Source organism: Streptomyces sp. NPDC052040 (assembly GCF_044548405.1).
Lineage (GTDB): Bacteria > Actinomycetota > Actinomycetes > Streptomycetales > Streptomycetaceae > Streptomyces.
Window position 1 is genome coordinate 70,651 of record NZ_JBIUBV010000015.1, and the last position, 21,674, is coordinate 92,324.

Here is a 21,674-nt window from a genome sequence, read left to right on the forward strand (position 1 = left end):
AGAGGGTCAGACGGTGGTCTTCTCGGGCTCCGCCTGCTCGCTGTCGGCGAGAGCGGCGAGGAAGCGCTCGGCGTCCAGGGCGGCGGAGCAACCGGTACCGGCGGCCGTGATCGCCTGGCGGTAGGTGTGGTCGACGACATCACCGGCGCCGAAGACACCGGTCAGGTTCGTACGGGTCGAGGGGGAGGTCACCTTCAGGTAGCCCTCCTCGTCCAGGTCCAGCTGCCCCTTGAAGAGCTCGGTGCGCGGGTCATGTCCGATCGCGATGAAGAGACCGGTCACCGGCAGCTCCGAGAGCTCGCCGGTCTTGAGGTTGCGCAGCGTCAGGCTCTCCAGCTTCGGGTCGCCCTTGATCTCGGCGACCTCGCTGTCCCAGACGAACTTGATCTTCGGGTCGGCGAAGGCCCGCTCCTGCATCGCCTTGGAGGCGCGCAGGGTGTCACGGCGGTGGACGATCGTGACCGACTTGGCGAAGCGCGAGAGGAAGGTGGCCTCCTCCATCGCGGTGTCGCCGCCGCCGATCACGGCGATGTCCTGGTCCTTGAAGAAGAAGCCGTCACAGGTGGCGCACCAGGAGACACCCCGCCCGGAGAGGGCGTCCTCGTTGGGCAGTCCCAGCTTGCGGTGCTGGGAGCCGGTCGTCACGATGACGGCCTTCGCCCGGTGGACGGTGCCGGAGGTGTCCGTGACGGTCTTGATCTCACCGGTGAGGTCGACGGAGACCACATCGTCCGGAACCAGCTCGGCACCGAAGCGCTCGGCCTGGGCGCGCATGTTGTCCATGAGCTCGGGGCCCATGATGCCGTCCTGGAAACCCGGGAAGTTCTCCACCTCGGTGGTGTTCATCAGGGCACCGCCCGCGGTGACGGCACCCTCGAACACCAGCGGCTTCAGCGAAGCGCGGGCGGTGTAGAGCGCCGCCGTGTAGCCGGCGGGCCCGGAGCCGATGATGATCACGTTACGGACGTCGCTCACGGCTTCATTCCTCGTCTCTGGAGACTGCTACTGCTGGTGGGAGCATCTCTCAGTACTCTCACCCCACCCAACGGATCCTAAGGGGCCCGCATTCCCGGTGTGTCCGGGCACATGGAGTCACCCTGCACCGCAGACGGATACCCACCGGTGTCCGGGAGTCACCTCGCGCGGAGGTGTCAGGGCCGTTGGTACGAACGGGTCAGGAGTACCGGGCCTGGTGCGGCGGATGCCTTCTTGGTACATGCGGCATCGACGATATAGGCCGTGACCTTGGCGCTGTCGGAGGCGTCGGGGGTGACGACGAGATAGACGGCCGCTCCCCGGTAGACGCCCTTGTCGGCGGCAAGCACGGGCTGGGAGGAGCGCAGGGCCCCCTCGATGCAGTGCGGCACATCGACGGTGGTGTCCTGGAAGGTCCTGTTGGGCTGCATGCCCGAGGGCCCGGTCGGGCCCCCGTCGGATGCGACACCCCAGGGCTTGGCGCTGCCGACCCGGCCGTCACCGGTCTTCTGCCCGGCGAGCAGGTCGGTCACCTGCTTCTCCAGGGTGCCCCCGGCATAGGTGTGGGCGGCATCGGTGTGCAGCGTCGGGGACGCGCTCGGGGTCTTGTCCGTGTCGCCGCCCAGGGTGTGCACCAGCACGGCGCCCAGGCCGAGGGCAGCGGCCGCGAAGACGGCTCCCAGCGCGGCGATCCTGCGGCGGCCGCGGCGGGCCCGTGGCGCTCGACCGGGGCCCGTGGCCGCACGGCCGTGGCCCGAGGGGCGGTCCGCGGGGGGAACGAGCGCTGTTTCACGTGAAACAGCCGCGCCCGTCGGCTCCTCGGAGGGAGTCGCCATGGGGGCGGCCGTGGATGCGCCGAGCGAAGCCTCGGCTGCCAGCGCTGCGTCCATGCGCTCCGCCACATCGTCCGGCATCCGCTGCGGTCCCGGCAGGGTGCCCAGGAGACCCCGGATCTCCTCCAGCGAGTCGTACACCTCGGAACAGAGGGGGCAGCCGTCCAGATGGAGCCGGACGTCCGCGGTGCGGGACGGGGGGAGGAGACCCTCACTGAGGTCGGAGAGCTCTTCGACGTCCGGGTGCCCGGCCGTGCCGGTTGTGGATGTCACGCTCGCCCACCTCCGCCCTTCACAGCAGCTGAATCGCTCGGGCCCGCGTCACGCGGACCCGCTGCGGGTGGGACGGACGCCCCCTGCGTCCGGTTCCGTCCGCCGTGCGTCTTCTTGCTGTCTTCGCTGTCTCCCCTGTCCTTGCCGTCCCTGCCGCCGCCCGGGGGCCGTAGGTGGGTGAGCAGCGGCAGCAGTCTGGCTCTGCCCCGGGCACAGCGGCTCTTCACCGTGCCGGCCGGCACATCGAGGACACGGGCGGCCTCGGCCACCGGATAGCCCTGCATGTCCACCAGCACCAGAGCGGCCCGCTGATCCACCGGAAGAGTGCCCAGGGCCTCCACCAGCTCTCGGTGGAGATCGTTGCGCTCGGCAGGGGCGGACGCCGACTCATGGGGCTCCAGAAGTTGCTCCAGCCGCTCCGTGTCATCGACGGGGGAGGTCTTGCGGGACGCCGCCTTGCGGGCGCGGTCCAGGCAGGCGTTCACCGTGATCCGGTGCAGCCAGGTTGTGACGGCCGACTGCCCGCGAAAGGTGTGGGCGGCCCGGTAGGCGGAGACCAGGGCGTCCTGAACGGCGTCCGCGGCCTCCTCACGGTCTCCCAGCGTCCGCAGGGCCACGGCCCACAGCCGGTCGCGATGGCGCCGCACCAGCTCACCGAAGGCGTCGGGCTCGCCCGCCACATGGCGGGCGAGGAGGTCCTGATCGCTGGTGTCGCCGTACGCGGTGTCCTCCGCCATCGGACCCCCTCCCCCTCGCTGCCCGAATCAGCCCGTGAACTTCACGTCCGTGATGGCCTGCTTGTAGCCGGGCTTGGAGTAGGAGCTGGAATCCTCGCCCGAGTACGGCAGAGCGGTGATCCAGACCAGCACATACCGTGTCTTCACCGGCTTGGCGACCTTCACCGCGGCGGTGGTCCCGCTCGTCGTGACGGTGCCGATCTTGTTCATCGAGTCCAGTGACGGCGGTGTCAGCGAGTCGGCCGAGTACAGATCGACGGTGGTGTGATCGCCGCCGTACCGGAGCCCGATGGACGCCGAGCCCAGGTTCTGCGCCGAGCCGAGGTCGTAGACGATGCCCACCCCGGGCTTGTACGGCGCGAGGCGCGGCCCCTCCAGGAACGTGTTGGTCTTCCAGTACGTCGAGCTGTTGCCGTCGTAGGTCTTGGCAACGTCGCCGGGGTGCTGGGGATCGCCCTCGGCCACGAACTCCTGGGCGCCCTGGATCCTGATCGGCGCCGCGGGCTTCGACTTGCCGTCGTTCTTGTCGTTGCCGTCGTCCGACTGCGTCTGATGGGAGTTGTCGGCCTTGTGGCCCTGGTCCATCAGGGCCTCGGCCAGCTGCCAGCTGCCCAGGCCCAGGGCCGCGATCAGCAGCGCGGACACGACCCACTTGAGGACCTTGCCGGTACGGCTCTGGAGCGGGGGCGGCGGGACCGCCACCGGCTGGGTGACACCCGGGCGTCCCGCAGGACGCCCATAGGTGCCCTGCTGATACGTCGTGCGCTGGTAGTCGGGCGGGGCCGTGAACGAGGGCTCCGGAGGACGGATGCGGGGCATCTCACCGATCGCCTTCGTCAGCTCCTCGGGCGTGGTGCACGGGGACTCATGACGGGAGGCGGTGGCGCCGTTGTTGGCCAGGGCCCGCATGGACAGCTCCGACAGACCCCGGTGCACACCGGCCCGCACCTGGTCGGGCGCGATCAGCCCGACGCCCTTGGGCAGCCCGGACAGACCGTAGGCATCGTCCTCGTACGGCCAGCGCTGGGTCAGCGCGGCGTACAGGAGGGCGCCGATCGCCTCGGTGTCGGTGCGCTGCGGGGTGTCGGACCCGATACCGCGCAGCGCGGCGTTCACGGCGAGACCGCGGATGCGCCACTGCCCGGAGGAGGTGCGCAGCACGGTGCCCGGGTTCAGCCGCAGATGCGCGAGGCCCTCGCGATGGGCCGCGGCCATGGCCTGGGACACATGGGTGACCATCTGGTAGGCGTCGTGAGCCTCCAGGGGCCCCGAGGCGAGCAGCGCGGTCAGCTCGGTGGCATCGGGCAGCCACTCATGGACGACATAGACGAGATCGTTCTCCTCGACCGCGTCCAGGACCTGCACAAAGCGTGGGTCGCCGAGCAGCGCCGACGAGCGGGCCGCGGCCAGCACGGAACGGGCCCGCGCATGGTCGGACGGCAGCACATGCACGCCGACGGCGCGGCGGAGCTTCTCGTCGACCGCGCGCCAGCTGCTGAATCCGTCCAGACGGGTGAGGCACTCCTCGAGACGGTAGCGTCTGGCGAGCTTGTGGCCGCTGTGCAGCTCGGGGGGTGAGGTCTTTCCGGGACGCTCGGCCGTTTCGCTGTCCCTGTCCCGCTTCCGCTCTTGGGCCACCCCGTCGGACGTGGACTGGTCCGCCTTGGCGGCCAGCGACTTGTCGCCGCTGTTGTCTGCCACGTCGACGGCAGTCGTGCTCCGTTCCGCCACCGTCGTCCCTGCCTCCCCATCCGTTGCGCGCTGTCCGACGCAGAAACCAATTGTGCCCACAGTCCGGCGCTATGCACGACACATGGCGGCGGACGATGGTTGTGCGCGTACCCCCGCCTCAGCGCCCCAGGCGCCCGCGGACCATGCCGACCATGGAGTTCAGTTCCTCGATGTGCATCTTGCGTGCGGCGACGTAGAAGACACCGAGGAGAAGGGCGCCACCGACAACCAGTGCGGCGAGCGACCCGGCGACGCCCTGGCCCAGCGTGTGTCCGATCCCGTAGCAGGCCGCTCCGCTCAGCAGCACGGCCGGAACCGAGGCGATCCCGAGCCGTGCGTAGGTCCGCAGCACCCGTGCGCCGTCCAGATCGCCGCCCAGCCGCTTGCGCAGCCGTGCCCAGGCGACTCCGACGCCGATCGCGTAGGCGAGGCCGTAGGAGGCCGCCATGCCGACCACGGCCCAGCGGGCCGGGAGCAGCAGGTAGCAGGCGGCCGAGGCGCCCGCGTTCACGGCGGCCACGATGACCGTGTTGTAGAAGGGGGTGCGGGTGTCCTCGTAGGCGTAGAAGGCGCGGAGCACCACGTACTGCACCGAGTAGGGGATCAGTCCGAGGCCGAAGGCCATCAGGATGAAGCCCATGTTGGTCGCGGAGCCGATGCCCGAGGAGCCGAACATCAGGGTGCACATCGGGACGCCGAGCGCCACGAACCCGAAGGCGATGGGCACGATGGCGACGGCCGTGGTGCGCAGCCCCTGGGAGATGTCGTCCCGGACGGCCCCGCTGTCGTCCTCGGCGGCGGAGCGCGAGATGCGCGGCAGCAGGGCGGCCATCAGGGAGACGGTGATGATGGCCTGCGGGAGGCCCCAGATCAGCTGGGCGTTGGCGTAGGCGGCGATGCCGGTGCCCTTCACCGGGGAGGCCTTGCCCGCGGCGGTGGACAGCTGGGTCACGACCATCGCTCCCGCCTGGTTGGCGAGGACGAACAGCACGGTCCACTTGGCGAGCATGGCCGCCTTGCCGAGACCGTGCCCCCTCCAGTCGAAGCGCGGCCGGATCCGGAAACCGGTCTCCCGGAGGTAGGGGATCATCGCGAGAGCCTGGACGACCAGGCCCAGCAGAACACCGATCCCGATGAGACGCTGCCCCTCGGGCGGAATGGTGTGGACCGTCATCCCGGAGTGCCCGGCGGTGCCGTAGACCCAGATGAAGGCGCTGAGCATCACGATGATGACGATGTTGTTGAGGACCGGGGTCCACATCATCGCGCCGAACTTCCCGCGGGCGTTGAGGATCTGCCCCATGACCACATGGATGCCCATGAAGAAGATCGAGGGCAGGAAATAGCGGGTGAAGGTGACGGCGACCTCGTTGGCGGCCGGGTCGTCGGCCACGGGGACAGACAGCAACCGCACCAGGAGCGGTGCGCCGAGAACGGCCAGTACCGTGAGCGCGCCCAGCGACACCATGACGAGTGTCAGCAGGCGGTTGGCGTAGGCCTCGCCGCCGTCCTCGTCCTCCTTCATGGAACGGACGAGCTGCGGCACGAACACGGAGTTCAGGCCGCCGCCGACGGTGAGGATGTAGATCATCGTCGGCAGCTGGTAGGCGACCTGGAACGAGTCGCCGAGGAGGCCCACGCCGAGCGCCGCCACGACCAGCGCGGACCGGACGAATCCGGTGAGCCGGGAGACCATCGTGCCCGCCGCCATCACGGCGCTGGACTTCAGCAGTCCCGAGGCCCGGCCGCCCTTCTTGGCGGGGGGCTCGGCTGCGGCCGACACCGGTGCGGCCGCAGGAGGCACCTCGGCGGCCGGCCCGGGCCCGGAGGCGTACAGTCCGCCCGGGGGAGCCTGGACCGGCTGCTGGGGGCGGCCCCAGGGCTCCTGGCCCTGCACCGGGGCGGCCGCCGGAGCGGGCACGGACGCCGCCGACTGCGGGTACTGCTGTCCGGCGCCCTGCTGCTGGTCCCGGAAGAGATGAGCGAAGGCGTCCCGCTCCTGGGGGTTCTCGCCGGCCTGGGTGACCAGGTCGTCGACGCCCACGTACTGGGTGGTGCGGGGGTCGTCGCCGTAGGGCAGGTACTGCGTCGGGCCTTCCGGCTCGGGCGCGGGCGGACTCGCCCACACCTGGGGGTCCGGGGCGTACTGGGGTGTCGGCGGCTGTCCGTAGAGCGGCTGCTGCGGCTGCTGGGTGCCCGGAGGCGGCGGGGGGTGCGCGGCGCGGTCGTAGAGGGCCTCGGTGACCGGGTCCTGGGCGGAGAGGTCCTGCGCCCGGTAGGGGTCCTGCTGGTAGGCGTCCTGGAGGTACATGTCCGCCTGGGGGTGCGGCGGAACCTGGCCGGGCTCGTGCGGCGGCGGGCCCTCGGGCTGGCCCGAGCCGCCCTGGCCGCGGTCACCGTCGTACGGCGCGTTCATGGTTACCCCACCTCATAGTCACCGGGCCGACCGGCCACGACGTCGCTCAACGGTCCACTCTCTCACCCGTGCCGGACGGGTCGGCGCTTTCGGGTGCGGTGTCAGGCGCCGGGTCACTCGGCTGCTCCGGGCCGTCCGCCCGGGGCTCCGCACCCGGCTCCGGCCCGGATTCCGCGGTGTCTTCCGTGTCTACGGTGCCGTCCGCGGCGTCGTTCAGACCGTGCTGCGCCGGGGCGTCGTCGTCCGCGGCGTTCCGCTCCTCCTCGGCCCGCCGGGCGGCCAGCCGCTTGCGCTGGGTGTACATCCGGAACCCGGCGAGGACCAGCAGCAGGACACCGCCCGCGATGACCAGCATCACCGTGGGCGTGATCTCGGTGACGTTCACATCGAAGGTGACGGCGGGGCCGTAGGCCTGGCCGTCCTCCGTGAAGAGCTGGGCGACCACGGCGGCCCGGCCGTTGGCGTTGGCCGTGGTCGTGAACTTCACCGACTGGCTGTGCCCGCCGGAGACGCTGATGGGCTGCTCCGCGTAGGGACCGTTGCCGATCTTGAGACGCGTCGGCTGCTGCGAGGTGAGCCGCAGCACCAGGTGGTCGACCCCTTGCATGAGGTTGTTCTGCACGGTCACGGGGATCGTGGCACTGCGGCCCGAGAGCTTGGTCTCCGACTTCTCGATCAGCCGGACCTGGGTGCTCAGCCCGTCGAGGTAGGACTCCACGTCCTGACGGAAGGCCGAGGCCGCGGTGGCGTGCCCCCGCCAGGAGGTGGACATCGCGCGGTCTATGGCCCGTCCGAAGGGGGTGACGACCCGCGAGCGGTCGGTGAGGATCACCTTGAAGTTGTCGAGCTTGTCCTGGGTGTCCTCGACGTGCTGGAACGCCGACTGCGGCAGCTGCTGCCTGCGCAGCGAGGAGGGGTAGCGGGAGGTGGACGGCACATGCGTGGTGGCCTGCGGATCCGGCTTGGCGGCCGCCGCGGCGGCCAGTCCGGCGGACTGGGACCAGTTGCTGTCCTGGAGGGTCCTGAGCGCCGTGGCCATCGACTGGGCCTGGCTCGCGGACGGCATCCGCTGCGGGGCGACCACGATGCTGCGCTGCTTGTCCGGCTCCTCCAGGTTGGTCATCAGACTCTGGGCCAGGAAGTCCTGCACCGCCAGAGTGGAGCCGCCAGCGGAGCTCAGGTCACCCTCGAAGGCGGTCGACAGGCCGGCGTCCGCGACCACCGCGGTGGTGCCGCCGCCGATGGGGCGTGCCGCGGTCGGGGTGTAGGGCAGGCCCCCGGTCTCCTGGAGGCTGTCGCTGCGAGCAATGATCTTGTCGGCGCCCGCGGAGGTGGCGACCTTGACGATCGAGGGGTCGACCGCCCCGTTCACGGGCCAGGCGAAGTCCGTCTCGGGCTTCACATGGAGGATGGTCTCCACGGTGCTGGAGGCGACGTCCGTGGCGTCCTTGAGGTGGCTCAGGGAGCCGGTGACGTTCTTGCCGGTGTGCGCGAGCGAGGCGAGGTCGGGATCGGCGAAGGGGAGGGCCACGACCTCCTTGTCCTGGACCGCCTGCTCGAGCTCGCCCAGCCACTGCTTGGCGACCGCCTGGTTCCGGCCGGCGGTGACCGAGTCGCCCTTGCCCTTGATGCTGTAGTTGCCCGCCATGGCGTCCACCGAGGCGAGCAGATCGGGGTCGATCACCCAGGTGACGTCCAGGTCCTTGCCCAGCGACAGCATCTGGGAGAGACGGCCGCCGGGAGCGATCTCCTTGGCCAGGTCGTCGTTCCGGAAAACGGGCGTCTGCTGCTGGTTGGGCAGGGTCTCCGCGCTCATGTGGACGGAGGAGATCAGCGGCCAGAGGAAGGTCGTCTTCGTCTTGGCGGTCGCGCCGTCGGTCTGCCAGGGCAGGAACGTCCGCTGGATGCCGAGGACCCGCTCGTACGGCTGCGCCGGGGTCTGGCCGGAGAGCGAGACACCGAGCTGGTAGACCCCGTCGGAGCCCAGGTCCAGTTCCTTCACCGGCACGGAGATGCTGAAGTCCTGCGAGACGCCGGGGGCGAGCTTGGGGAACTGCTCGGCGTACTTGCCGCCGAGTTCGGAGCCGTCCAGGCCCGGGCTGAAACCGGTGCGCCGGGCGGCCCCGTCGATCGCGTCCCGGCTGCCCAGCGACGGGCCGACCCGCAGGCCCACATGCGCGTCCGTGACCGCCTGCTTGCCGTTGTTGGTGACCTTGCCGGAGACGGTGAGGGTGCTGCTGTCGGTGGGAGCGCCGGGGCTGACCGAGTCCAGGGAGACGCTGACCCCGCCGGAGCCGCTCGCCGCCGGGGCGCTCTTCTCGGCTGCCTGTGCCGACGGCCCGGCGGGCAGCTGGAGCAGGCCCGCTAGCAGGGGCGCACCCGCGAGCAGTGCTCCGGTGCGCCGGAGCCACCGGCGGGCAGGTGAGGGACTCATCCCCTGGAAGTCTGCCGCCTCGGCCACGCGCTCGCCCGTCCCTCGTCGTCGTCAGTGGTCGTCGGAATGTGCGTCCAGGCATGGTAACGATGCCCGCGAAGGGGAAGTGCCGCGGTCCGCCTTCCAAGATCGGTAACGAGGGAGGGCTGTCCCTTATCGAGCGCTATCCACCAGGCAATCCGTACCGACCGCTTATGGCGGATTACGGACAGAAGCTGTGTATTTAATGGAGGCGCCTCCGCTCGGCCGGGCCACGTACCCTTTTCTGTTGTGCCGAACGCCAACGAAGACAATCCCAGTGCCCTGAGCCAGGTGCAGCACCGCGCGGTGAGCGAACTGCTGCGGGTGTCCCCTGTCGCCGACGACCTCGCCCGTCGCTTCCAGGAGGCCGGGTTCTCACTCGCCCTGGTCGGCGGCTCGGTGCGGGACGCCCTCCTCGGCCGGCTCGGCAACGACCTGGACTTTACGACCGACGCCCGCCCCGAGGACGTGCTGAAGATCGTGCGGCCCTGGGCGGACGCCACCTGGGAGGTCGGTATCGCCTTCGGCACGGTCGGCGCCCAGAAGGACGCCCGCGTCGGAGACGCCGTGCAGCGTTTCCAGATCGAGGTGACGACATACCGGTCCGAGGCGTACGACCGGACCTCGCGCAAGCCCGAGGTCTCGTACGGCGACTCCATCGAGCAGGACCTTGTCCGCCGTGACTTCACGGTGAACGCCATGGCCGTCGCCCTGCCCGAGAAGGAGTTCATCGACCCGCACCACGGGCTCGACGACCTTGCCTCCCGGGTGCTGCGCACACCGGGTACTCCCGAGGAGTCCTTCTCCGACGACCCGCTGCGGATGATGCGGGCCGCCCGGTTCGCGGCCCAGCTGGACTTCGAGGTCGCTCCCGAGGTCGTCGCGGCCATGAAGGGGATGGCCGGTCGCCTGGAGATCGTGTCCGCCGAGCGGGTGCGGGACGAGCTGAACAAGCTGCTCCTCTCCGCTCACCCCCGGAAGGGGCTGACGCTGCTGGTCGATACGGGCCTCGCCGAGCATGTGCTGCCGGAGCTTCCCGCACTGCGGCTGGAGCGCGACGAGCATCACCGGCACAAGGATGTCTACGACCACACCCTGATCGTTCTTGAGCAGGCCATGGCCCTTGAGGAGCAGGGCCCGGACCTGACCCTGAGGCTCGCCGCCCTGCTGCATGACATCGGCAAGCCGAGGACACGCCGCTTCGAGACGGACGGCCGGGTCTCCTTCCATCATCACGAGATGGTGGGCGCCAAGATGACCAAGAAGCGAATGACGGCGCTCAAGTACCCCAATGAGCTGGTGAAGGACGTCTCCCGGCTGGTCGAGCTGCATCTGCGGTTCCACGGCTATGGCACCGGCGAGTGGACGGACTCCGCGGTGCGCCGCTACGTCCGTGATGCCGGGCCGCTCCTCGACCGTCTCCACAAGCTGACCCGTTCCGACTGCACCACTCGCAACAAGCGGAAGGCGGTGGCGCTCTCCCGCGCGTACGACGGGCTGGAGGAGCGCATCGCCCAGCTTCAGGAGCAGGAGGAGCTGGACGCGATCCGCCCCGATCTGGACGGCAACCAGATCATGGAGATCCTGGGTGTCCGCCCCGGACCGGCTGTCGGGCAGGCGTACAAGTTCCTGCTGGAGCTGCGCCTGGAGAACGGCCCCATGGGGCATGACGCCGCGGTGACGGCGCTCAAGGAGTGGTGGGCCGAGCAGGACTCCTGAGCCGAGGGAGGGTGGGCGTGTTTCACGCGAAACACGCCTCCGGATGCGACAAGGGGCGATGTTTCACGTGAAACATCGCCCCTTTGGTCATGAGGGACCGGAGAGCCGGAACCCGGGCTTGGATGGGCCGCTCACCGGTGTGCGAAGCGGGACATGGCCGCGGCGACTGCCGCATAGATCACCGCGACCGTGACCACCAGGGCTGCTGAGCGGCCGTCAGGAGGCAGCATCAGGGCGGCCAGTCCGGCCGCCCCGACGAAGGCGGCATTGAAGAGCACGTCGTACACCGAGAAGATCCGCCCGCGGAAGGCGTCCTCGACCGCCGACTGGACGATGGTGTCCGTGGAGATCTTGGCGCCCTGGGTGATCAGTCCCAGGACGAACGCCGCGGCCAGCAGGGGGCCTCTGGCGAACGGAAGGCCGAGTGCCGGTTCCAGCACCGCGGCCGTCGCGGCACACACGGCGATCCAGCGGCCGGGGCCGAGTCGCCCCGCCGCCCAGGGCGTCACCACCGCGGCGGCGAAGAAACCGGCGCCGGACACCGCCAGTGCCAGCCCCAGCAGGGCGAGCCCCTGGGCCGGGTCGGACGCCAGCGCGTACCGGCACAGCATGAGCAGCAGGACCAGCAGCGCCCCGTAGCAGAAGCGCATCAGCGTCATCGCGCCGAGCGCCCAGGCGGCCTCCCGCCGCGGGCGCTCGGCGAGATGGCGCACCCCCGCCCGCAGGGCGTGCAGGGTGCCGGTGAGGGCTCTGCCCAGTCCGGGTCGCACCGACGTCCGGTCGGGGCCCAGCAGGTCCGGTGCCAGGCGGAGCGAGACCAGGGCCGATCCCAGATACAGCACCGCACCCAGCAGCACCACCGCGGCGTCGGAGTCCGCGACCGCCAGACGCACCAGAAAGGCGAGTCCGCCGCCCGCGGTCGCGGCGAGCGTACCTGCCGTCGGGGAGAGCGAGTTGGCCATCACCAGGCGGTCCCCGTCGACCACATGGGGCAGCGCCGCCGACAGCCCCGCGAGGACGAAGCGGTTGACCGCGGTGACGCAGAGCGTGGAGACGTAGAAGAGCCAGTCCGGGACCTGGCCCAGCATCAGGGCGGCCGTCACACAGGCCAGCAGGGCGCGCAGCAGATTGCCGTAGAGGAAGACCTGGCGTCGCCGCCAGCGGTCCAGCAGGACTCCCGCGAAGGGGCCGACGAGGGAGTAAGGGAGGAGCAGGACCGCCATCGCCGAGGCGATGGCCGCGGCCGAGGTCTGCTTCTCCGGGGAGAAGACCACATAGGCGGCCAGCGCGACCTGGAAGACGCCGTCGGCTCCCTGGGACAGAAGCCGCACGGCGAGCAGGCGCCGGAAGCCCTGGAAGCGCAGCAGGACTCTCAGGTCGCGCACGACGGACATGGGGCCCAGCCTCACATATGCGAGGGGTCCCCGGGCATACGGCCCGGGGACCCCTCACGGTTCGCAGACGGGTGTGAGCGTCAGCGCTCGACCTCGCCCTTGATGAACTTCTCGACGTTCTCGCGGGCCTCGTCGTCGAAGTACTGGACCGGCGGGGACTTCATGAAGTACGAGGAGGCCGACAGGATCGGGCCGCCGATGCCGCGGTCCTTGGCGATCTTCGCGGCGCGCACGGCGTCGATGATGACACCCGCGGAGTTCGGGGAGTCCCAGACCTCGAGCTTGTACTCCAGGTTCAGCGGAACATCGCCGAACGCGCGGCCCTCAAGGCGGACATAGGCCCACTTGCGGTCGTCGAGCCAGGCCACGTAGTCCGACGGACCGATGTGGACGTTCTTCTCGCCGAGGTCCCGGTCGGGGATCTGGGAGGTGACGGCCTGCGTCTTGGAGATCTTCTTGGACTCCAGGCGCTCACGCTCGAGCATGTTCTTGAAGTCCATGTTGCCGCCGACGTTCAGCTGCATGGTGCGGTCCAGGATGACACCCCGGTCCTCGAACAGCTTCGCCATGACGCGGTGCGTGATGGTGGCACCGACCTGCGACTTGATGTCGTCGCCGACGATCGGGACGCCCGCCTCGGTGAACTTGTCCGCCCACTCCTTGGTACCGGCGATGAAGACCGGAAGGGCGTTGACGAAGGCGACCTTGGCGTCGATGGCGCACTGGGCGTAGAACTTCGCCGCGTCCTCGGAGCCGACGGGCAGGTAGCAGACCAGAACGTCGATCTGCTTGTCCTTGAGGATCTGGACGACGTCGACCGGCTCCTCGGCGGACTCCTCGATGGTGGCGCGGTAGTACTTGCCGAGACCGTCGAGGGTGTGGCCGCGCTGCACCGTCACACCGGTGGAGGGGACGTCGCAGATCTTGATGGTGTTGTTCTCCGAGGCGCCGATGGCGTCCGCCAGGTCGAGACCGACCTTCTTGGCGTCCACATCGAACGCGGCGACGAACTCGACGTCGCGGACGTGGTAGTCGCCGAACTGGACGTGCATCAGACCCGGCACCTTGGCCGCCGGGTCGGCGTCCTTGTAGTACTCGACTCCCTGCACCAGCGACGCGGCGCAGTTGCCCACGCCGACGATGGCTACGCGAACCGAACCCATTCCGGTTGCTCCCTGTGTGTGCGAGGTGAAGCCCCGACTGGACCTCACGTGGTGGTGTCGTCGGACGGATCCGGCCGGGTGCTGTCCCGGTGCCGGGGCAGGCCGCCCGTCTCTCCAGATGTGTCGTCGTGAGCGGAGCCGTCGGCGGTGGAACCCCTGAGGTCCCGTCCGGCCCGCTCGCTCTCGATGAGCTCGTTCAGCCAGCGCACTTCGCGCTCCACGGACTCCATCCCGTGGCGCTGGAGCTCAAGGGTGTAATCGTCGAGGCGCTCCCGGGTGCGGGCCAGTGAGGCCCGCATCTTCTCCAGGCGTTCCTCCAGCCGACTGCGGCGCCCTTCCAGGACGCGCATGCGCACGTCGCGGGACGTCTGCCCGAAGAAGGCGAAGCGAGCGGCGAAGTGCTCGTCCTCGTACACATCGGGGCCGGTCTGCGAGAGCAGCTCCTCGAAGTGCTCCTTACCTTCCGCTGTCAGCCGGTAGACGATCTTGGCGCGGCGCCCCGCGAGCGCGGCGGCGTGGGAGTCGTCGGTGGTGGCGCCCGTCTCCTCGATCAACCAGCCGTTGGCGACCAGCGTCTTGAGGCAGGGGTAGAGCGTCCCGTAGCTGAACGCGCGGAATACACCCAGTGATGTATTGAGTCGTTTGCGCAGCTCATAGCCGTGCATCGGGGACTCGCGCAGCAGGCCGAGAACGGCGAACTCGAGGATCCCGGAACGCCGGCTCATGTGCGCCTCCTCTCTGCCGCAGTCTCGTCCGCACGGCCTTTATGTCGTGCTGATGTATCGACTCGATACATCAGCACGATAGAACGCCCCTCCGGGTGCGACAAGAGGGGGGAGGGTGAACGGGATCACATCACCGATTCGTTGGATGCAAGTTGCCTGATTTGGGGTGAACTTCGGGGCTCGGCGGGTTTTGGCGGTGCGTAGTCTGTGCGGCATGCACATCGCCGGGAACCGAGTGACGCCCGGGGACGTCCTCGTCCTCGGTGCAGTACGGGTGAATGCACGAACGACCGCATCCGTACGTTGGGGGGACCGGAAACCAGCCGCCGTTTCCAGGCGCGCGAGGATGCGCCTGCCCGAGGAGTAATCGTTCGATGAGCGAGCACCGTCGCAAACCGCCACAGCCGCAGGGAGGCGGACGTGCTGCGGCCCGACGCGCCCAATCGGCGCCCTCCGGTCGCCGCGCGGCACCGCAAGGCACCACCGGGGCTGCTTCCGGCTCCCAGGGAGCGGGAGGTGAAGAACGCCCGTACGGCGGCCGTGCCGAAGCCCGGCGGGCTGCCCAGAGAAATGGCGGCGGCCGGCGCAGAGGAGCCGAGGCGCAGGGCCATGGCCCCGGAGGGCCGGCCGGACCGGGCCGGGGCAGGGGGCGCAACGTCGCTCCCGGCAGGAAACGTCTCATTGACTACCCGCGTGCAGGCAAGGACGGCGTCGCGCGCTGGCTGCCCTCGTGGAAACTCGTCACCGGCCTCTTCATCGGCTTCATAGGGAGCCTGGTGGCGGTCGCGGGTGTCGGCTACGCACTGGTGAGCATTCCGGACGTGGCCAAGACGGCGAACGCCCAGAACAACGTCTTCTACTGGTCCGACGGCACCCCGATGGTCGCCACCGGCGGTGAGGTCAACCGCCAGATCATCGGCTACGCGGAGATTCCCAAGGAGATGCGGTACGCCGTCATCTCGCAGGAGAACAAGACTTTCGAGACGGACAGCGGCGTCGACCCCAAGGGCATCGCGCGCGCCGTCTTCAACATGGCCCGGGGCGGCCAGACGCAGGGTGGCTCCACCATCACCCAGCAGTACGTCAAGAACGCGATGCTGGACGACCAGTCGCAGACCATCTCCCGCAAGTTCAAGGAGATCTTCGTCTCGATCAAGGTGGGCGCCAGCGTGCCCAAGGACCAGATCATGGCCGGCTATCTGAACTCGGCCTACTACGGGCGGGGTGCCTACGGCATTCAGGCGGCGTCGCGGGCGTACTTCAACAAGGACGCCTCCGCTCTGAACCCGGGCGAGTGCGCCTTCCTGGCGGCGATGCTCAAGGGCGCCGCGTACTACGACCCGGCGGGTGCGACGTTCCTCGATCCGGCCGCGACGCCCGAGGCGAACAGCAGGCGGGCCGAGGCCCAGATGCAGGACACCCTCAACAAGATGGTCCAGTACGGCCATCTCAGCGCCGAAGCGCGGGCCAAGTACACCAAACTGCCCAAGGTCCAGAACCCGCGGTCGAACAGCCGGCTGAGCGGTCAGGTCGGCTACCTCGTCGACCTCGCCAAGTCCTATCTGATCAACAACTCCAACATCACGGCCAACGACCTTCAGCGTGGCGGCTACTCGATCCGGACGACCTTCGACAAGAAGAAGGTCAATCAGCTCGAGGCCGCCGTGAAGAACGTCCAGAAGGGCAACATCAAGCCCCAGCAGCGCCCGAACACGGACAAGTACGTCCAGTTCGGCGGGGCCTCCGTGGATCCGTCCACCGGCGCCATCAAGGCGATCTACGGCGGTGACGACGCGACCAAGCACTTCACCAACAACGCGGACCAGACCGGTGCGCAGGTGGGCTCGACGTTCAAGCCGTTTGTGCTGGCGGCGGCCATGTCCTGGGGCAAGCGCAACCCCGACCTCGGTGAGTCGCAGGCGCAGGACGAGCGCACCATCGTCTCGCCGGACAGCCTCTACAGCGGGCAGAACAAGCTGAAGATCAAGGAGTACAACGGGGCCTTCTGGAAGAACGAGAAGGGCGAGGAGTGGCTCCAGACCAACGACGGCGGTGAGTCGGTGGGCGCCCCGCCGAACTACAACATCGACCTTCGTGAGGCGATGCGGCTCTCGGTCAACTCCGCCTATGTGCAGCTCGGCATGGATGTCGGCCTGGACAAGGTCAAGGACGCGGCGCTGAGCGCGGGCATCCTCAAGACCAGTCTCGCGAGCGCCAACTACCCCTCGTTCTCCATCGGAACCTCCGACCCCAGCGCCATCCGTATGGCCGGTGCCTATGCCACCTTCGCGGCCAGCGGTCAGCAGAACGAGCCGTTCTCGGTCACCAAGGTCACGAACAGGGACGGCACGGTCTTCGAGCACAAGGCCAAGCCCAAGGACGCCTTCACCTCGAAGGTCGCCGACAATGTGACCGATGTGCTGAGGACCGTGGTCGACAAGGGCACCGGTACCGCGGCGCAGCTGCCCGGCCGGGAGGTCGCGGGCAAGACCGGTACCACCGACGGCAACAAGTCCGCCTGGTTCGTCGGGTACACCCCGCAGCTGTCGACCGCGATCGGCATGTTCCGCCTGGACGACAACGAGAAGAACAAGTCGCGCCAGTTCCTGGAGATGTACGGAACAGGCGGCCAGAAGAAGATCCATGGTGCCTCGTTCCCGGCCGAGATCTGGCACGACTACATGGCGCAGGCGCTCCAGGGCCAGCCGGCGAAGGACTTCCCGACGCCCGAGCCCATTGGTGAGGTCGTGAACGACACCCCGAGCCCGAGTGTGACGCCCACGCCCACCCCGAGCGTGACGCCGAGTCCGACCCCGACGCCCACGCCGAGTCAGTCGCTCCTCTCGCCGTCGCCGTCCCCCAGCGACAGCTGTGGGAACTTCGACTGGAACTGCGGCAACGACAATGGCGGCGCCAACGGTGGTGCCGACGCCGGCAGTACGGGCGGAGTGACTCCGAGCCCGACGGAGTCCGACGGGACCGGCACCACGCGGGGCAATGGGAATGGCAACGGAGGCTTCTTCGGCGCTCCGAACGGCTAGCCATCACGCAGTGTGTTTCACGTGAAACACTCCGTTTCACGTGAAACAGCGACCGCCATGGGGCCGTCCCACCGATGAGGTGGGACGGCCCCCGGCCTTTTCCCAGACGTATGCGGCAGGATGGCCCCCATGCCCAGTGCAGAGACGACGCGAGCGAGCGTCCACGAGCCGGACCTGGTGCGGCCGACCCGGGAGGACGAGGTCGCCGCGGCGGGGAGCGAGCTGATCGGCGGTCCCATCGGACGACGCGCACTGCTCGGGACGTCCTGGTGGACTCCCGTACGCGTCGTGGCGCTCGTCGCGATCGGTCTGTTCGCCCTCGGCATGGTCCAGAAGGTGCCGTGCTACGACAGCGGCTGGTTCTTCGGCGCCAGCTCCCAGTACACCCACGCCTGCTACTCGGACATCCCGCACCTCTATCAGGGCCGCGGCTTCGCCGACGGGCTCGTGCCCTACTTCGACAAGCTCCCCGGCGACATGGACTACCTGGAGTACCCCGTACTCACCGGTGTGTTCATGGAGGTCGCCTCCTGGCTGACGCCGGGCGGCGGCGCGCTCCAGGCCCGCGAGCAGACCTACTGGATGGTGAACGCCGGGATGCTCCTGGTGTGCGCCGTTGTCATTGCCGTGTGCACGGCGCGGACCCACCGCCGTAGGCCCTGGGACGGCCTGCTGGTCGCCCTGGCGCCCGCCTTTGCGCTGACGGCCACCATCAACTGGGATCTGCTCGCCGTGGCCCTGCTGGCCGCCGCGATGCTGATGTGGTCACGCGGCCGGGCCCTCGCCTTCGGCGTCCTGGTGGGGCTCGCCACGGCTGCCAAGTTCTATCCCTTCCTGGTCCTCGGGCCGCTCCTGGTGCTCTGCTGGCGGGCCGGCAAGTGGCGGGAGTTCTTCGCCGCCCTGCTGGGCGCTGTGGGGGCATGGCTGGTGGTCAACGCGCCGGTGATGTTCCTGGCGCCGGAAGGCTGGTCGAAGTTCTACCGCTTCAGCCAGGAGCGAGGGGTCGACTTCGGCTCGGTCTTTCTGTTCGTCTCCCGCTGGCTCAATGTCGAGATCACCCCGCAGACGGCGAATGTCTGGGCGATGGTCATGATGGCGGCCGCCTGCGCCGGTATCGCAGCCCTCACCCTGACCGCCCCGCGCCGCCCACGCTTCGCACAGCTCGTGTTCCTGATCGTCGCGGTCTTCATCCTCACCAACAAGGTCTACTCGCCGCAGTACGTTCTGTGGCTGGTCCCCCTTGCCGCGCTGGCCCGGCCGCGCTGGCGGGACTTCCTGATCTGGCAGGCCTGCGAGGTGGGGTACTACCTGGGGATCTGGACCTACCTCGCGTACACGACCAGCGGAGATGCCCATAAGGGTCTGCCGTCCGACGGGTATCAGGTCGCCATCGCCGCCCATCTGCTGGGGACGCTCTACCTCTGTGCCGTCGTGGTGCGGGACATCGTCATGCCGGATCGGGACATGGTGCGCCGGGCCGGTGACGACGATCCGTCTGGGGGTGTCCTCGACGGGGCGGAGGACGTCTTTGTGCTGGGCGCCGCGGCCCATCCCGCACGCCACGCAGCGCACTTCGAGGGTCCGCAGGTGGCCTGGGGAAGCCACGACGAGGAACCCCCGGCGGCGAGTTCGCTCTGAGCGAACAGGCTTCGAGGCCTTCACGCACAGGGCCGTACACGGTTTCCGTGTACGGCCCTGTGCGTGTGTGGTCGCTGGATCAGCGGTCGACCATCCGGTCGAACTGGGTGGTGGTGTGCCGCAGATGGGCCACCAGCTCATCGCCCACCTTCGGTTCGGTGGCGTCCGCGGGCACGAACAGAATCGAGACCTGCATATGCGGCGGCTCGGCGAACCAGCGCTGCTTGCCCGCCCAGACAAAGGGCGACAGATTCCGGTTCACCGTCGCCAGACCGGCCCGGGCCACACCCTTGGCGCGTGGCATCACGCCGTGCAGTGCCTTGGGCGCCTCCAGGCCCACACCGTGGGACGTTCCGCCCGCCACGACGACCAGGAAGCCGTCGGACGCCGCCTTCTGCTGCCGGTAGCCGAACCGGTCGCCCTTGGCCACCCGGGTGACGTCCAGGACCGCCCCGCGGTACTCGGTCGCCTCGTGGTCCCCCAGCCACAGCCGGGTGCCGATACGGGCCCGGAAGCGGGTCTGCGGGAACTGCTGCTGAAGACGGGCCAGTTCCTCCGCCTTGAGATGGCTGACGAACATCGTGTGCAGCGGCAGCCGGGCCGCGCGCAGCCGGTCCATCCAGCCGATGACCTCCTCGACGGCGTCCGAGCCGTCGGTGCGGTCGAGCGGCAGGTGGATGGCGAAGCCCTCGAGCCGGACATTCTCTATGGCCGCGTGCAGCTGCGGCAGGTCCTGCTCGCTCACCCCGTGCCGCTTCATCGAGGACATCACCTCGATGACCACCCGGGCGCCCACAAGCCCGTAGACGCCGTCCACGGACGACACCGAGCGGATGACGCGGTCCGGCAGCGGCACCGGCTCCTCGCCCCGCCGGAACGGTGTCAGCACCAGCAGGTCGCCGCCGAACCAGTCCTTGATCCGAGCCGCCTCGTACGTCGTGCCCACGGCGAGGATGTCCGCGCCCAGCCGTGTGGCCTCTTCGGCCAGCCGCTCATGGCCGAAGCCGTAGCCGTTGCCCTTGCAGACCGGGACGAGCCCTGGAAACTGCTCCTGCACGTGCTTGTGGTGTGCCCGCCAGCGCGCGGTGTCGACATAGAGCGTGAGCGCCATGGCCGGTCCCGGAACCTTTCTCGTGGCTTGCCGTGAATCAGAGGTCTGATATCAGAGGTCTGAGAGGGAATTGTGACGGATCCGTCGAGCCGACGGGCCGGTGCCACCGCTCGGGGCGGTACGGCACCGGATCTGTGTCAGCGGCGCGACATATAGATGTCGAGCGCCTTGTGGAGCAGTTTGTTCAGCGGGAAGTCCCACTCGCCGAGGTATTCGGCGGCCTGACCGCCCGTGCCCACCTTGAACTGGATCAGGCCGAAGAGGTGGTCGGTCTCGTCCAGCGAGTCGGAGATGCCGCGCAGGTCGTAGACGGTCGCGCCGAGCGCATAGGCGTCGCGCAGCATCCGCCACTGCATCGCGTTGGAGGGACGGAACTCACGGCCGATGTTGTCCGAGGCGCCGTAGGAGTACCAGACGTGCCCGCCGACGATCAGCATGGTCGCCGCCGACAGGTTCACCCCGTTGTGCCGGGCGAAGTAGAGCCGCATGCGGTTGGGGTCCTCGGTGTTGAGGGCCGTCCACATGCGCTGGAAGTACGACAGCGGGCGGGGCCGGAAGTGGTCGCGCACGGCCGTGATCTCGTAGAGCCGCTGCCACTCCTCGAGGTCGTGGTAGCCGCCCTGGACGACCTCGACCCCGGCCTTCTCGGCCTTCTTGATGTTGCGCCGCCACAGCTGGTTGAAGTTCTTGTGGACCTCTTCCAGGGAGCGGTTGGCAAGCGGCACCTGGTAGACGTAGCGGGGCTGCACGTCGCCGAAGCCGGCGCCGCCGTCCTCGCCCTGCTGCCAGCCCATACGGCGCAGCTTGTCGGCCACCTCGAAGGCGCGCGGCTCGATGAAGTCGGCCTCGATGTCCCGCAGCCGCTTGACGTCCGGGTCCTGGATGCCCGCCTTGATGGAGGTGGCCTCCCAGCGCCGGATGATGACCGGGGGGCCCATCTTCACGGAGAACGCGCCCTGCTGCTTGAGGTGCGCCAGCATCGGCTGGATCCAGTCCTCCAGGTTCGGCGCGAACCAGTTGATGACCGGGCCCTCGGGGAGATAGGCGAGGTAGCGCTTGATCTTGGGCAGCTGGCGGTACAGCACCAGCCCCGCGCCCACCATGTCGCCGTTCCTGTCGAACCAGCCGAGGTTCTCCGAGCGCCACTCCGCCTTGACGTCCGCCCAGGCCGGAACCTGCATGTGGCTCGCCGACGGCAGGCTCTGGATGTACGCCAGATGCTGCTCGCGGCTGATCGTCCTCAGGGTCAGGCTCATTCGGGGCGCTCCTCGGGCTGGCGTGTCCCCATGGGTACAGGGGCTCCGGCTCTCGCGCCGAAGCCTACTGCGCCCTGCGAGCGGCCCGAATGGCCGTATGGAACCTGTGTGCCCATGGGGTCGGGGGGGGGGCCCCCCCGCCCCCCCCCCCCCCCCCCGCCCCCCCCGCCCCCCCCGGCCCCCCCCCCCGCCCCCCGGGGGCCGGCC

Annotated in this window: 14 protein-coding genes; 3 read left to right on the top strand and 11 right to left on the bottom strand. The window is 69.2% G+C overall.

Annotated features, from left to right (window positions below; translation table 11 throughout):
• Positions 1-6: 6 nt before the first annotated feature.
• From trxB to ACIHAA_RS25400, 6 genes are all read right to left on the bottom strand, one after another.
• Positions 7-975 (bottom strand): thioredoxin-disulfide reductase, encoded by a 969-nt coding sequence (gene trxB / locus ACIHAA_RS25375; RefSeq protein WP_399820947.1) that lies wholly within the window; start codon positions 973-975, stop codon positions 7-9.
• A 176-nt stretch (positions 976-1,151) separates the two neighbouring features.
• Positions 1,152-2,081: an anti-sigma factor family protein gene (locus ACIHAA_RS25380; RefSeq protein ID WP_399820949.1), complete on the bottom strand. Its 930-nt coding sequence runs from the start codon at positions 2,079-2,081 to the stop codon at positions 1,152-1,154.
• Entirely contained in the window at positions 2,078-2,818 is a 741-nt protein-coding gene (gene sigM / locus ACIHAA_RS25385; protein ID WP_399820951.1) for an RNA polymerase sigma factor SigM, read from the bottom strand. Before sigM ends, ACIHAA_RS25380 begins: the two co-directional genes overlap by 4 nt.
• A gap of 27 nt (positions 2,819-2,845) precedes the next feature.
• Positions 2,846-4,549, bottom strand: coding sequence for a serine/threonine protein kinase (locus ACIHAA_RS25390; RefSeq protein ID WP_399820954.1), 1,704 nt, complete (start codon positions 4,547-4,549; stop codon positions 2,846-2,848).
• Positions 4,550-4,667: 118 nt separating this feature from the next.
• On the bottom strand, positions 4,668-6,965 hold the full coding sequence (gene murJ / locus ACIHAA_RS25395) for a murein biosynthesis integral membrane protein MurJ (protein WP_399820955.1): 2,298 nt from the start codon (positions 6,963-6,965) through the stop codon (positions 4,668-4,670).
• 46 nt (positions 6,966-7,011) lie between these two features.
• Positions 7,012-9,426 (bottom strand): DUF6049 family protein, encoded by a 2,415-nt coding sequence (locus ACIHAA_RS25400; protein ID WP_399820957.1) that lies wholly within the window; start codon positions 9,424-9,426, stop codon positions 7,012-7,014.
• A 243-nt stretch (positions 9,427-9,669) separates the two neighbouring features.
• Here ACIHAA_RS25400 and ACIHAA_RS25405 point away from each other — a divergent pair, with 243 nt between their 5' ends.
• Complete coding sequence (locus ACIHAA_RS25405; protein ID WP_399820959.1) at positions 9,670-11,139, top strand: CCA tRNA nucleotidyltransferase; 1,470 nt, start codon at positions 9,670-9,672, stop codon at positions 11,137-11,139.
• A gap of 131 nt (positions 11,140-11,270) precedes the next feature.
• On the opposite strand, the gene ACIHAA_RS25410 is transcribed toward ACIHAA_RS25405, so the two are convergent.
• The 3 genes from ACIHAA_RS25410 to ACIHAA_RS25420 all read right to left on the bottom strand — a co-directional run bounded on the left by ACIHAA_RS25410 (position 11,271) and on the right by ACIHAA_RS25420 (position 14,421).
• On the bottom strand, positions 11,271-12,533 hold the full coding sequence (locus ACIHAA_RS25410) for an MFS transporter (RefSeq protein ID WP_399820962.1): 1,263 nt from the start codon (positions 12,531-12,533) through the stop codon (positions 11,271-11,273).
• Between the two features lie 80 nt (positions 12,534-12,613).
• On the bottom strand, positions 12,614-13,696 hold the full coding sequence (locus ACIHAA_RS25415; protein WP_399820963.1) for an inositol-3-phosphate synthase: 1,083 nt from the start codon (positions 13,694-13,696) through the stop codon (positions 12,614-12,616).
• Between the two features lie 44 nt (positions 13,697-13,740).
• Entirely contained in the window at positions 13,741-14,421 is a 681-nt protein-coding gene (locus tag ACIHAA_RS25420) for a helix-turn-helix transcriptional regulator (protein WP_399820965.1), read from the bottom strand.
• A gap of 374 nt (positions 14,422-14,795) precedes the next feature.
• Here ACIHAA_RS25420 and ACIHAA_RS25425 point away from each other — a divergent pair, with 374 nt between their 5' ends.
• Both ACIHAA_RS25425 and ACIHAA_RS25430 read left to right on the top strand, forming a co-directional pair.
• Positions 14,796-17,462 (top strand): transglycosylase domain-containing protein, encoded by a 2,667-nt coding sequence (locus ACIHAA_RS25425; RefSeq protein WP_399820966.1) that lies wholly within the window; start codon positions 14,796-14,798, stop codon positions 17,460-17,462.
• Positions 17,463-17,591: 129 nt separating this feature from the next.
• A complete protein-coding gene (locus tag ACIHAA_RS25430) occupies positions 17,592-19,100 on the top strand; it encodes a glycosyltransferase family 87 protein (RefSeq protein ID WP_399820968.1) in 1,509 nt (502 codons plus the stop codon).
• A 79-nt stretch (positions 19,101-19,179) separates the two neighbouring features.
• On the opposite strand, the gene ACIHAA_RS25435 is transcribed toward ACIHAA_RS25430, so the two are convergent.
• Together ACIHAA_RS25435 and femX are read right to left on the bottom strand one after the other, a co-directional pair.
• Positions 19,180-20,211: an alanine racemase gene (locus ACIHAA_RS25435; protein ID WP_399820970.1), complete on the bottom strand. Its 1,032-nt coding sequence runs from the start codon at positions 20,209-20,211 to the stop codon at positions 19,180-19,182.
• 137 nt (positions 20,212-20,348) lie between these two features.
• Positions 20,349-21,467, bottom strand: coding sequence for a peptidoglycan bridge formation glycyltransferase FemX (gene femX, locus ACIHAA_RS25440; RefSeq protein WP_399820972.1), 1,119 nt, complete (start codon positions 21,465-21,467; stop codon positions 20,349-20,351).
• Positions 21,468-21,674: the final 207 nt, after the last annotated feature.